Source organism: Pseudomonas sp. A014, assembly GCF_052378495.1.
Taxonomy (GTDB): Bacteria; Pseudomonadota; Gammaproteobacteria; order Pseudomonadales; family Pseudomonadaceae; genus Aquipseudomonas; species Aquipseudomonas machongensis.
Genome location: NZ_CP199001.1, coordinates 5652827 through 5666019, shown reverse-complemented (window position 1 = coordinate 5666019; position 13193 = coordinate 5652827). Strand labels below are relative to the sequence as shown.

Annotated in this window: 7 protein-coding genes; 2 read left to right on the top strand and 5 right to left on the bottom strand. The window is 62.4% G+C overall.

The annotated features are described in order from the left end of the window. Positions 1 to 37: 37 nt before the first annotated feature. Positions 38 to 1510 (bottom strand): betaine-aldehyde dehydrogenase, encoded by a 1473-nt coding sequence (gene betB, locus ACTYOL_RS26145; protein WP_112899397.1) that lies wholly within the window; start codon positions 1508 to 1510, stop codon positions 38 to 40. A 30-nt stretch (positions 1511 to 1540) separates the two neighbouring features. After that, positions 1541 to 2206 (bottom strand): transcriptional regulator BetI, encoded by a 666-nt coding sequence (betI, locus tag ACTYOL_RS26140; RefSeq protein ID WP_054891206.1) that lies wholly within the window; start codon positions 2204 to 2206, stop codon positions 1541 to 1543. Between the two features lie 477 nt (positions 2207 to 2683). On the opposite strand from betI, the gene ACTYOL_RS26135 reads away from it, so the two are divergent. Then, positions 2684 to 4687 (top strand): BCCT family transporter, encoded by a 2004-nt coding sequence (locus ACTYOL_RS26135; RefSeq protein WP_054891207.1) that lies wholly within the window; start codon positions 2684 to 2686, stop codon positions 4685 to 4687. A 284-nt stretch (positions 4688 to 4971) separates the two neighbouring features. Continuing rightward, entirely contained in the window at positions 4972 to 9576 is a 4605-nt protein-coding gene (locus ACTYOL_RS26130; protein WP_444758179.1) for a dermonecrotic toxin domain-containing protein, read from the top strand. A 21-nt stretch (positions 9577 to 9597) separates the two neighbouring features. Here ACTYOL_RS26130 and ACTYOL_RS26125 read toward each other — a convergent pair whose 3' ends face one another. The 3 genes from ACTYOL_RS26125 to ACTYOL_RS26115 form a co-directional block, all read right to left on the bottom strand. Then, complete coding sequence (locus ACTYOL_RS26125) at positions 9598 to 10362, bottom strand: divergent polysaccharide deacetylase family protein (protein ID WP_197890394.1); 765 nt, start codon at positions 10360 to 10362, stop codon at positions 9598 to 9600. Positions 10363 to 10370: 8 nt separating this feature from the next. Next, complete coding sequence (locus ACTYOL_RS26120) at positions 10371 to 11696, bottom strand: S41 family peptidase (RefSeq protein WP_054891210.1); 1326 nt, start codon at positions 11694 to 11696, stop codon at positions 10371 to 10373. Positions 11697 to 11782: 86 nt separating this feature from the next. Then, positions 11783 to 13075: a murein hydrolase activator EnvC family protein gene (locus ACTYOL_RS26115; protein ID WP_054891211.1), complete on the bottom strand. Its 1293-nt coding sequence runs from the start codon at positions 13073 to 13075 to the stop codon at positions 11783 to 11785. Positions 13076 to 13193 lie beyond the last annotated feature (118 nt).

The window sequence follows — 13193 nt, the reverse complement described above, 5'->3', positions numbered from 1 at the left end:
GCCCGTGCGCAATGTCACGGGCGTGGCCAGACCGGTCTTAGAAGACCGAGTTGTAGCCGCCCAGCTCGACCTGCACCGACTTGATGCGAGTGTATTGAGCCAGCGAGCTGACGCCGTTTTCACGGCCGACGCCCGACTGCTTGTAGCCGCCAACCGGCATCTCGGCTGGCGATTCACCCCAGGCGTTGATCCAGCAGATACCGGCTTCGAGCTTGTGGATGATGCGGTGTGCGCGGGTGATGTCGTTGGTGCATACGCCCGCAGCCAGGCCGTACTCGGTGTCGTTGGCGCGGCGGATGACTTCTTCTTCGGTTTCGTAGGTGAGGATGCTCATCACCGGGCCGAAGATCTCTTCCTTGACGATGGTCATGTCGTCGCGGCAGTCGGTGAACACGGTCGGGGCGACGAAGGCGCCCTTGGCGAACGCGCCTTCGGTCAGACGCTCCCCGCCGCACAGCACGCGGGCGCCTTCTTCCTTGCCCTTGGCGATGTAGCCCAGGACGCTTTCCATGTGCGCGAAGCTGACCAGCGGACCGAAGTTGGTGTTCTCGTCTTCCGGGTTGCCGATGCGAATGCGGGCGACGCGTTCGGCGATCTTGGCTTCGAAGGCGGCTTTCATCGCTGCCGGAACGAACACGCGGGTGCCGTTGGTGCAGACCTGACCGGAGCTGTAGAAGTTGGCCATCATGGCGATGTCGGCGGCCTTGTCCAGGTCGGCGTCGTCGCAGATGATCAGCGGCGACTTGCCACCCAGTTCCATGGTCACTTCCTTGAGCGAGGAGCTCGAAGCGCTGGCCATGACTTTCTTGCCGGTGGTGGTGCCGCCGGTGAAGGAGACTTTCTCGATGCGCGGGTGCTCGGTCAGCAGGGTGCCGACTTCACGACCGCTGCCGGTCAGGACGTTGAACACGCCATCCGGCAGACCGGCTTCGGTGAAGATCTCGGCCAGCTTCAGGGTGGTCAGCGAGGTGACTTCAGACGGCTTGAAGATCATCGCGTTGCCGGCGGCCAGGGCTGGCGCAGACTTCCACAGGGCGATCTGGATCGGGTAGTTCCACGCGCCGATACCGGCAGTCACGCCCAGTGGCTCGCGGCGGGTGTAGACGAAGGACGATTCGCGCAGCGGGATCTGCTCGCCTTCGATGGCCGGGATCAGGCCTGCGTAGTACTCCAGCACATCGGCACCGGTGACGATGTCGACGTAGCGGGTTTCGGAGTACGACTTGCCGGTATCCAGGGTTTCCAGCATGGCCAGCTCGTCGTTGCGCTCGCGCAGGATGTCGACGGCGCGGCGCAGGATGCGCGAACGCTGCATGGCGGTCATCGCGGCCCAGACTTTCTGGCCACGTTCGGCGCTCTCGACGGCGCGCTCGACGTCAGCCTCGGTCGCACGCTGGACGTGGGCAAGGACTTCGCCGGTGGCCGGGTTGATGGCTTCGAAGGTGGCATCGCTGCCAGCGTCGACATAACCACCATCGATGTAGAGTTTTTGCGTTCCGAAACGGGCCATAGAGTCCTCGCAAGTGCAGTGTGTGATTGGCTAGCCGCGTCGTGCTCCCGCCGGTTGGGCAGTCGCTGCGTGCGATCGTTCAGCCGCCTGGGGGTTGGTAGCCAGGTCGTGCTGCTTAGCCAGTTGTAGATCCATGTATTCGTAGGCGATCCGTATTGCCTGCTCGGTGTCGAACGCGTCGCCCGAGAGCGCACCACGCAGCCACAGGCCGTCGATCAGGGCCGCCAGCCCGCGAGCAGCCTTGCGTGCATGGTAGAGCGGCAAGACACGACGGAACTGGCAGCACAGGTTGGAGTAAAGGCGGTGATCGTTGATCCGCTGCAACCTGTGCAAGGACGGCTGGTGCATGCTGGCGGCCCAGAAGGCCAACCAGGTTTTCATTGCCGGGCCGCTGACCTGGCTTGCGTCGAAGTTGCCTTCGACGATCACTCTCAGGTGCGCCCGCGGGCTGTCGTCGGTGAGGGCTTGTCGGCGGGCGACGGTGCCTTCGCTCAACGCATTCATGAGGTAGCGCATGGTCGCTGCGATCAGGCCGTTCTTGTCCTGAAAGTAGTGACTGATGATGCCGTTCGACACACCGGCCAAACGGGCAATCAGCGCAATGCTGGCATCTCCCAGACCGACCTGGTCGACAGCCTGCAATGTGGCGTCGATCAACTGCTGGCGGCGGATGGGTTGCATACCGACCTTGGGCATCTTGCTATCTCCTCAGGCCTGCGAGCGGACAACACGCATCCGACTCGGCGAGGGCCAGTCTATTTTGTTTTGATTGAACGTTCAATCAATAAAGAATAAGCTCTGCGACAATTTGTGCCATTGACAGTCTTTCAGGCAGTCGAGAAGGCACGGATTGACACCCCAGGAAAACGTGTAACCCCCGGAATACAAGGCGTTGACGGGCAAGAACGGTGCATGAACAGATTCTGCCGAGTGGTCGATGACCGCGCGGACGACCCTTGGAGCGGGTCAGGCGAGCTGTGACCAATGCGCGCATCCAGTGAGGATGAAGGCGCTCAGGTGCAGTCCGCCGGTCTGTTTTTTTGCAGCGTTTCGATTCGGGATCACGGTTTCCAAGGTGCTTTTATAACACCTGACGCAGTGGAGCTATTGCACCAATTGCGCGGGAAATGACTGATTAGCCTCCACAGCCGTACTGCCCGGAGCATTCGTGCAATGAGTTCTGCCTCCCTGACAAAGCCCCCCGCCGAGAGGGTTCGGGTCAACCGCGTGGTGTTCCTCACCTCCGCGCTGCTGGTCCTCGCGTTGACTGCCTTGCTTATCGCTGTACCCGAAACTGCCGGCCAGGTGCTGGGCGTGGCCCAGAAGTGGCTGACGCGCACCTTCGGCTGGTACTACATGCTGGTGATCTGCGGTTACCTCGTGTTCGTCGTCTACCTGGCCTTCTCCGACTACGGCAAGCTCAAGCTGGGCGGCAAGGATGACCAGCCCGACTTCAGCTACGGCGCCTGGGCCGGCATGCTGTTCTCCTCCGGTATTGGCATTTCGCTGCTGTATTTCGGCGCATCCGAACCGCTGGACCACTACTTCAATCCGCCGGAAGGCACCCCTGCCAGCCTCGAGGCTGCGCGCCAGGGCCTGCAACTGACCTTCCTGCACTGGGGCCTGCACGGCTGGGCGATCTACGCCTTGGTGGGTCTGGCCGTGGGCTACTTCGCCTACCGCCACAACCAGCCGCTGGCGCTGCGTTCGGCGCTGTACCCGCTGGTCGGTGAGCGTTGGGTCAAGGGCGCGGCGGGCAATGCCGTGGACATCTTCGGCATGTTCGTCACCCTGCTGGGCCTGGTGACCAACCTCGGTATCGGCTCGATGCAGGTCTCCTCGGGCCTGGAGTACCTGTTCGGCATGGACCACAGCAAGACCAACCTGCTGGTGGTCATTCTGGTGATGGCCGGTGTGGCCACCGTAGCCGCGGTCTCGGGTGTGGAAAACGGCATCCGCCGCCTGTCCAACCTCAACATCATGCTGTTCAGCGGGCTGTTGATCTTCGTCCTGCTCGGCGGCAATACCCTGCACCTGCTCAACGGCTTCGTGCAGAACGTCGGCGATTACCTCAACGGCATCGTACTCAAGACCTTCGACCTGTATGTCTATGAAGGCGAGGCCGGCAAGTCCGAGCGCTGGCTGGGCCTGTGGACCGTGTTCTACTGGGCCTGGTGGATCTCCTGGGGCCCGTTCGTGGGCATGTTCATCGCCCGTATCTCCAAGGGCCGTACCGTGCGCCAGCTGGTCAGCGGCGTGCTGCTGATCCCGCTGGGCTTCACCCTGGCGTGGCTGTCGATCTTCGGCAACACCGCGCTGGACCTGGTGATCAACCAGGGCGCCGTTGAGCTGGGCAAGACAGCGCTGGAGCAGCCCTCGATGTCGATCTACCAGTTGCTGGAGTACTTCCCGGCGGCCAAGATCGTGATCGGCGTTGCGGTGTTCGTCGGCTTCGTGCTGTTCCTCACCCCGGCCGACTCGGGCGCGGTGATGATGGCCAACCTTTCGTGCAAAGGTGGCCAGGTCGACGAGGATGCGCCGCACTGGATGGTGGTGTTCTGGTCGGTGATCATCACCCTGGTTACCATCGGCCTGCTGTTCGCCGGCAACTTCGAAGCCATGCAGACCATGGTGGTGTTGGCCGGCCTGCCGTTCTCGGTGGTGCTGGTGCTGTTCATGTTCGGCCTGTACAAGGCGATGAAGCAGGATGTCGCGGTCGAGCAGGAGCGCGCGGAGCTGGCTGCCCGTGGCCGTCGCGGCTTCAGCGAGCGCCTCACGCAACTGGAGCTTGAGCCGACCCAGGCGGTGGTGCAGCGCTTCATGGACAAACAGGTCAGCCCGGCCCTCAAGGAGGCGGCGGAACAACTGCGCGCCCTGGGCTTCGAGGTGGAGACCCGTGTCGGTCAGTCGCGCAACATGATGGGCGTGCGGGTGATGATGGAAGAGGGCAACCCGTTCGTTTATGAAGTCAGCCTGGACGGTTACCTGGCGGCACCGAGCGAGGCGTCTGCCGGGGGCGAGCCAGAAGTGCGCCAGCGCTTCTACCGCGCCGAGGTGTACCTGCACAACGGCAGCCAGGAGTACGACCTGATGGGCTTCCTGCCTGAGCAGATCGTGCGCGATGTGCTCGATCAGTTCGAAAGCCACCGCCAGTTGCTGGGGCGTGTCTACAGCTGATCGCGTAGGCGGCTTATCGTTGTGAAAAGGGCTCTGTCGAATGACAGGGCCCTTTTTTTCTTCAGCGGGCGGTCACGTTGGGGCGGACCGCCGACTGCCGTTGCCCATGGTCAACCGGTGCGCAAAAGCATTATGTACCCCCCAGTGATATCGACTGGCGCGGAGGCTTTGGCTTCATTTCACAACGAGCCTTGAGCATGTCTACTACCTCCGTGAGTCACCCACCCTACGACCTGTACAGCGCAGTCGCTGCGCAGTTCGCTAATCGACCGACCTTGCGCGAAGTGCTCGACCAGCAGGTCATGAAGATAATCGTCGAGCAGTATCCGCTGATCGCGATTCATCGCCCCGAGATGACTTCTGCACAGCCACTCTCGCTGCTTTGCTCCACCGCAGATGACACCTACCGCACTGAGTTGCTGATCGACCATCTGCTGCAGTTGGTGCTCGATGGCAAGCGCGTGGATTTCGCCAGCATGGGCGCTTATGCGTTGAGCCTGAATCCGTACCAACGCCTCTTCGCCATCAAGTCGCCCTTCGAAACCAGTGATGGGGACCTGATCAAGCCTGAGACGCTGGTCGAACCCTTCGAGAAGATGCTGCCTCTGTTGCCCCACTATCTGCAGCAGGCGCAGATCGGCTACTGGAACGGCGACGGCCAGGGCAACCGCGATCTCTGGTTGCAACAGGTGCTGCGAGCCAGCCTACTGCAAGGCCTGGACGAGGCTGACCTCGAGGAGGCCGAGCGCGCCTGCCTGCGCCAACTGCTGTTGGGGAACACGCGTAACGTCGAGGTGCAGGCCGTTCGCGTGCAGATGCACTTGGGCGATCGACAAAGCAGTGAACTGTTGCCCGGCTTACTGGTGACGACCCTCGACACGCCGCGTCCGTTGGTCTTGTGGTGCCAACCGGATGGGGAGGTGCGTAGCTTCGAGTCACTGAGTGCCTTTGGCCGAGGGCTGCAGCTGCAGATGGCGCGGCGTTGCGAGTTCGATCGTATGAGCTGGAGTGGTTTCACGTCGGAGGGCGATGCGTTCGCCCTGCAAAGCGGGTTGCTGCTGGAGATCCTGCTCGAGCGTCAGGCGCGTGTGCGCTGGGGGGCAGCTGATAGCGTCGCCGAGCTGGAGCGCCAGGTCGATGGAGCCTTGGACCCCTCTCAGTTTTTCGCTCAACGCAGCAATGTGCCTGCCAAGCCGGTGGCTCTGCAGCTACCTACTGGCCTCCGGAGAGCCGGGTCTGAGGGGCAGGCCACCTATTTGCAGGCCATGCTCGATCTGACGCTGTTGCAGGGGAGTGACGGTGGTGAGCGCGCCCTGGACGGGGTGGATGATCTGCACACCTATGCAGCCCGCCGTCTTCGCGAGGAAATGCTTGCCGATCATCCGGTCGATGCCAACTACTTTGCCGATGATCTGCTCCTGACCATCGACACCTTTGTCAGCGACGGTCATGGCCTGGATTTTGGGCAAAAGATCGACAGCCGTACCGTGACCCTGACCGAGCTGGCCATCGGTCGGCTGGCTGCGTCGCAGGGTGGCGTGGTGACACACATCGCCCACCGTAATGAACAGTTGATCCTGGACTGGATGAATGTCGATTACATCCGTGAACTGGTCGCACGCGTCGATATCGGCGGTACCTACCCGACCTACGTCAACAACCTGCTCGCAGATGGCACCGAAAACGCGGAACGTATCGCCCGTTTCGGTCGTCAATGGCGTATCACTTTGATGTTCGATGCCGCTCGGGCGGTGGTGGTCAATCGCCTGGATACCTTTGCCTATGGTGCAGTGGCCCGCTTCTGTCGCGATGGGGACGCGCAAGCGGCTGGGGTCAGGATTGCGCCCTTGGCTTTCAGGCGTTCGCCGACCTCGAAGAAAGTTGATCGGGTGCATGGGTTCTATGTCATTGAAATCGTCGAGTCCGGCCAGTGCGTGCTGTATTGCCCGATGTACACAGACGGCGCGGTCCATGTCTTCAAGGACGTCGATACCTTGATGGGGGCCATCCGCAAGCCTGGCAAGCTACAGAACCTCGCGCTGATGTGGATGGATCAGAACGAGCGTCCTGTCTACGACAATGGTGGATTCAATGAACCTCACCTGCCGCACTGGGTGTTCGACCCCTTCGGTCCATTGGATAAGCCTGATCCTGCTCAACTGGCGCTGGAGGCCTGGGGGCAAGACATCGACGCACAGATGTTCGAGGCGCGGCATCAGGTGTTGGTCGAGCTGGCCGACCGTTCGGCGGTGAGCAACAGCGAGTTGCGGTGGGGGGTAGTGATCGCGTTTGGCTGGGAGCTGCTCAATGCGGTGCTGCCTGTGCTGCCGGGACCGGTGGTATCGATCACCTGGCTGTACATGGGCATCCGCAGCCTGGCCAGCGATGTACAGGGGCTTGGCAGTGACAGCGCGGGGGAGCGAATCCAGGCCGTGACCGACCTTTTGAACAATACCTTGATGGCGTTGATCCATCTGCAGACCCCCAGAAACACAGTACTTGGGTCGCAGCACGATGTTACGTCGCTCGAGGAGCTGCCCGTGGCGCAGGACGTAGCGCTTCACCCGTTGCCGGAGCCTGAACGCAAGCCTGCGGGGCTGGTGCGTGACTTGTACGGCACCACGCAGACACACCTGGATTTTTCGTGGCGTGGGGCTGGTGGCCTCAACGGACTTTCGGCTTCTCAACGCAGTCGCGTGCGCGAATTGGCGGTCGAGGTATCGCTGGCTGGACACGCGCCCGACACGCAAGGTGCAACGGCGGGCTTGACTGCTGTCGACGGCAGGTACTACGTCAGGCTGGGGCAGGAGGTCTATCAGGTCGTTGTTCATGAAGGGGGGGCGAGAATCGTGGGGGCTGACCTGACGCCAGGGCCTTGCCTGCACAACGATGGCGGTGGCTGGCGCATCGATACACGGTTGCAGGGGGGCGGTGGGCGTGGGCGCAGCGCTGCGCAGGAACGGCTGCGCCAGAAGATTGCCGCTACGATCCAAAAGTCGCTGGAAGAGGTGGAGCATCATTTGCTTGAGGCAAACAAGCCGATTCCTGAGTACCTGAGACAGAACCGCCAGATCGAGGAGCTGCGGACCAAGATCGTGAAGCTGGAGGAAACACTGAACCAACCTCCTCCCACGAACCCGGATGACCTCTCCCGGTTCAAGACGTTGACCGAACTGTACACAGCAAAGCGCGATGAGCTAATGGGCGCGATGCGCGACCTGCGCCGGCAGCGTGTCGAGCTGGTCTACTCGATGTTCGAGCACCAAGCCAGCGCGCAGCGCAGCATTGTCGAGCTGCTGGATAACCCCAACTATACGCGCACAACCGCCCATGGCAGGGACCTGCGACAAGCCCTTTCGAATGCACGTCACGACTTGATTGGCTATGGCGTATTCCTTCTGAATGAAGCGGTGGCTGTGGGTAGTTTCCGCGAGTATGACCAGATCGTCCGCAGCCTGAGCGGAGCTACGCCAGAAAACCGCGCGGTTCTCTACGCCAAGTGTCGAGAGCTGCTCGAGGGCATGGTCCTGGACCAACCAAGGATCATGGAGGTCTCAAGCCAAATGGATCATGTGCTGGCGGTCAGCGATATTGACATGGAAATCCAATCGAGCACCGGCTTGGTCAGCGTTGCCCAGGTCATCGCCGCGCGCAAGACTTCTACGGTCATGATTCGCTTCTTCCAGGCGATGAGCCTGGTGGAACTCGCACTGCGCTTCGAAGAGGGTGCCGCCAGCCAGCATTACACGATCTTCCGCGACGCGATTGCCAGCTACCGTTTGCGTGTAGCCGCAAACGCCCACCATCTGTCGATGTTCTACGAACTGCCGATCCTTGAGCGTATCGAGGTGCTGCAAGGTGCCTGGGATGAATATCTGGCGGCGATTCTCAACTGCGACCGCATCAGCAAGCTAGGCAGCGGGCTGGTCGATACCCAGCGCCTTGCCGCCTACAGAGAGCAGATGGTGGGTCTGAAGAAGATGGCAGGCGACGCGCTGGTCGAAGCCATGCGTGAGCAGGCTTCCGGACAAGCTCAGGCCTCGCGCCGTATGGTTTATCCACTGTGGGCGCTGCAAGTGGCGCGTACCCTTGCAGGGCAGACAGTGCTAGGTACAGAGGTGATGGTTGATGGGCGGGCGCAGTTGCAGGTCAAGGGCGCGTTCAGCTCCAAGATTCAGCACCGGTTTCAAAAGGTAGGCGGGGCTTGGTTGGAAGAGGTCGCGAGTACGGAACCTGAGTCGCAGTCGCGGGCCTCGACGCCGGAATTCGAGAAGAAAAGCCGTGAACTGGCCGAAGGCATATTGGCGCAAAACGAGAGCGTCATCGAGCAGGCCAAGGCATTGGTAAGCAATGACGCGCAGGACAGCGGGTTGATCTCGATGCTTGATGCGCAGATCGCTGAAGTGCTGGAGTTGCGCGAACAGCTGGCGGACGCGGATAGCACCGACAGTCTGTTGGGGCGCCTGGATGACGCTGTTATCCGGTTGCGCGAGCAGAAGCGAGAATGCCTGGTCGAGCTTTATACCAAGACGCGCTATCCCGGTGCCCGGGGTCTGAGCTTTCTCCATCAGCAAGGCTTGATCACGGTTGAGTACGTGGGGCCGCGCAAGCAGGTTTCAGATGGCTATCTGGATGAATACCGCATCAACCTGCTCAAGTCGTCCGGCGACAGCAAAGGCCGACCCCTGTGGGCCGCGCACTTCCACTTCGCCGACTCACAGGCGGCGCCCACAGCATTCGGCAAAGGCCATCTGAAGCTCTGGAGCCAGCGCAAGATGGGCTACAGGGAGCAGATGAGGGCTGCGAGCGAGGGGCAGGTGCTGAGCATCTACCGGGGCAACCTGACCTACGCCCAGGCCAAGGACATCATTCCCTTCAACAGCCTGTAGGCGCTCTGAACGGCCAAGCGATCAACGGTTGCTGTAGCGACCGTTGCGACCGTGCGCCGACATGGCCTGGTTGCTGCGTTCGGCGATCATCTGGCGCAGTTCGATCAACTCGATGCCCTGGCGCTTGAGCCCGGGCATCTCTCGTTCGAGCACTTCGAGAGTCTGCGGGTAGGGGTGGCCGATCAGCACCGCTGAACCTTGCTTGCGGGCAAGCTCGATGCCTTGGCGCAATTGACCGGCGATGGCTTCGGTTGTGCGTACGTCATCCAGAAATACATCCCGCGAGACGTGCGCCAATCCGATTGCCTGGGCCTCGGCCGCCGCCACCGTGGCGGCGCTGGTGCGGCTGTCGACGAAGAACAGCTCGCGGCCCTGCAGGTTACCCATCAACCAGGCCATGGCGTCGCGCTGTGCGGTCATGCGGCTGCCCATGTGGTTGTTGATGCCTGCGGCGAAGGGCACCTTGAGCAGCGCGGCGTCGAGGCGTCGTGCCAGCTCCTCGATGGGTAGCCCCGGATGCCAGGCATAGGGCCCGGTGGCGGGGTCCATGGGCATGTGCAGGATCACCGTACGTCCGGCCTTGTGTGCCTGGCGGGCGAAGTCGGTGGCGTGCGGGGTGTCGGGCATGATCGCCATGGTGACCGGCCCGGGCAGGGCGAGGGTGCGGCTGTCGCGTTCGTTGTTCTGGCCCAGGTCGTCGATGATGATGCTCATATAGGCCTTGGCCGGTGCCGCATGTGCGGTACCGGCCAGCAGGCAGAACAGCGTGAACAGCAGAAAACGCATGGTGGTTATCAATCACCCTTGGTGATGTTCAGGCCCTTGAGCAGGCTGAGCGCCTGGCTCAGCTGGAAGTCGTTGTCCTGCGGGCGCTCGGTACGCTTGCTGCTGCCGGTCGGACGATCGGCGCCACCATTGCCGTTGCCCAGGTGACCCTGCAGGTCGGCTTCCTTGAAGTTGTCCGTGTCGGCTTCGGCAGTGAGCTTGGCCTGGCGTACTTCGATGTCCGGCACGATACCCTGTGCCTGGATCGAGCGTCCGTTGGGGGTGAAGTACAGCGCGGTGGTGAGCTTCAGTGCGCGGTCGTTGGCCAGTGGCAGCACGGTCTGTACCGAGCCCTTGCCGAAGCTGTCGGTGCCCATCAGCACGCCGCGTTTCTGATCCTGCAGGGCGCCGGCGACGATCTCCGAAGCCGAGGCGCTGCCGCCGTTGATCAGTACCACCAGCGGTACGCCTTCGCTGGCGTCGGCCGGGTCGGCGGAGAAGCGCAGCTCGGAGTTGGCGATACGGCCCTTGGTGTAGACGATCAGGCCTTTGGTGAGGAAGTGGTCGGCCACTTCCACCGCCGACTGCAGGACGCCGCCGGGGTTGTTGCGCAGGTCCAGCACCAGGCCGCGCAGCTTCTTGCCGTTATCCTTGCGCAGCTTGGCCAGCGCCTTGCCGACTTCTTCGCCGGTCTTGACCTGGAACTGGGTGATACGGATATAGCCGTAGTCGTTCTCGAGCAACTGGCTCTTCACGCTCTTGACCTGGATGACCGCGCGGGCCAGCGTCACATCGAAGGGCGTGCCGCCGTCGCGTACCAGGGTCAGGGTGATCTTCTGGCCGATCTTGCCGCGCATCTTGTCGACGGCCTCGGTCATGGTCTGGCCGCGGGTCGGGGCGCCGTTGATCTTGACGATCAGGTCGCCCGCCTCGATGCCGGCGCGTGAGGCCGGAGTGTCGTCGATGGGCGAGACCACCTTGACGAAGCCGTCCTCCATGCCAACCTCGATGCCCAGGCCGCCGAACTCGCCGCTGGTGCTTTCCTGCAGCTCCTGGAAGTCTTCAGGGCCGAGGTAGGCCGAGTGCGGGTCAAGGTTGCTGAGCATGCCCTTGATGGCATTTTCCAGCAGGGTCTTGTCATCCACCGGCTCGACATAGGCTGCCTTGATGCGGTCCATGACCTCGGCGAAGGTGCGCAGTTCGTCCAGCGGCAGCGGCGCCTTGGCCGTCACCTCGGTGGCCGGCACGGCAGCCGCCTTGGCGGGCTTGACCGGCTCTGCGGCGCTGGCCAGGGGCGCGCCGACGACCAGAGCTATGGTCAGGGCCAGCTGGGTGAGGCGAGACGAGTGCAGCATGTCGAACGAACTCCTGATCCTGTAGGTGCTCCCGTGGGAGCATCGGTGCGGCCCACCGTCGGGCCTGACCGTAAATGTTGCGGTGCCTAGCCTCGGCACCATTGCGCAGGGTCGGTGGGCCGGCCCTGCTGGCGAATCGCGAAGTACAAACCTGCGCTGTCCTGGCCGCCGCTGTCGCCGACGGTAGAAATGGCTTCCCCGGCCTTGACGATGTCGCCGGCGCTCTTGAGCAGGCTCTGGTTATGGCCGTACAGGCTCAGGTAGCCATTACCATGGTCGAGAATGACCAGAAGTCCAGCGCCGCGCAACCAGTCGGCGAACACCACGCGCCCGCCATGTACGGCGCGCACCTGAGTGCCGGCGCTGGCGCTGATCATCACGCCGTCCCACTTGGCACGCGCATCACCGCCTCGCGTGTCGCCGAAGCGTGCCAGCAATCGACCATTGACTGGCCATGGAAGTTTTCCACGGGCGGCGGAAAATGCACCACCGTAGTTGGCGCCATCGCTGGACACCAGCGGGCCGAGCACGGTGCGGGCCTTTTTCGGCGGCTCTTGCGGCTCGTCGCGGCGAGCGTCGGCCAGCGCCTGTTCCTTGCGCCGCTTCTCTTCTTCCTGCTTGGCCAGCAGCGCCTTCTGCCGCGCTTCTTCGGCTTCACGGGCCTGGCGGGCGAGGGTTTCCTCGATGGTCTTGAGCACCTTGGCGAGGTCGGCCTGGTCCTGTTCGCGGGCCTGAAGCTTCTGGTCGCGATCCTTGACGTCGCTGTTGAGCTTGGCCAGTACCTGCTGGCGCTTGCTGCGTTCGGCCTCCAGTGCCTGGCGGCGGCTGTCGAGGTCGGCGCGCTGGGCCATCAGCTGTTCCTGCTGGCCGGAAATTTCCAGTTCGACATTGGCCAGCTGGCGCAAGGTTTCGTTGAAGGTGCGCAGTTGCTCCAGGCGCGCCTTGCTCAGGTAGTCGTAGTACGTGAGGGTGCGAGCGAACTTTTCGGGATTCTGCTGGTTGAGCAGCAGCTTGAGGTATTCCTCGCGACCGTTCTGGTAAGCGGAGCGGGCCTGGATCGCGATCAGTCGTTGCTGTTCAACGCGGGCGCTCTGGAGTTTTTTTTTCTCGTGGTCAAGGCGCTCCAGCTCGCCCTCGGTCTTTTTTAGTTCTTGCTGAAGACCCTCCACCTGCTTTTCGAGATTGCCGATATCGGTCTCGGTGGACTTGAGGTCTTTCTGCACGCCGGCTTTCTCTTCCTGGAGCTTGCCCAGCATTTTCTTGAGCTCGGCGATGTCCTGGCGAGTGGCGTCCAGTTGTTGCTGGGTCTGCGCGCGCTCGTCGGCGAACGCCGGACTGAGCAGGCATGACAGGGCTAGGAGTATGAGGGCGCGGCGCATGGAATCGGGCGTACCAGGGATGGAGACTGGCCTAGTATGCCCGCCTGAGCGAGCAAAAAAAACGCCCCGCTGCGGGTGCGGCGGGGCGTTTGTCCGGAAATCACGTCAGGGTGCGCTG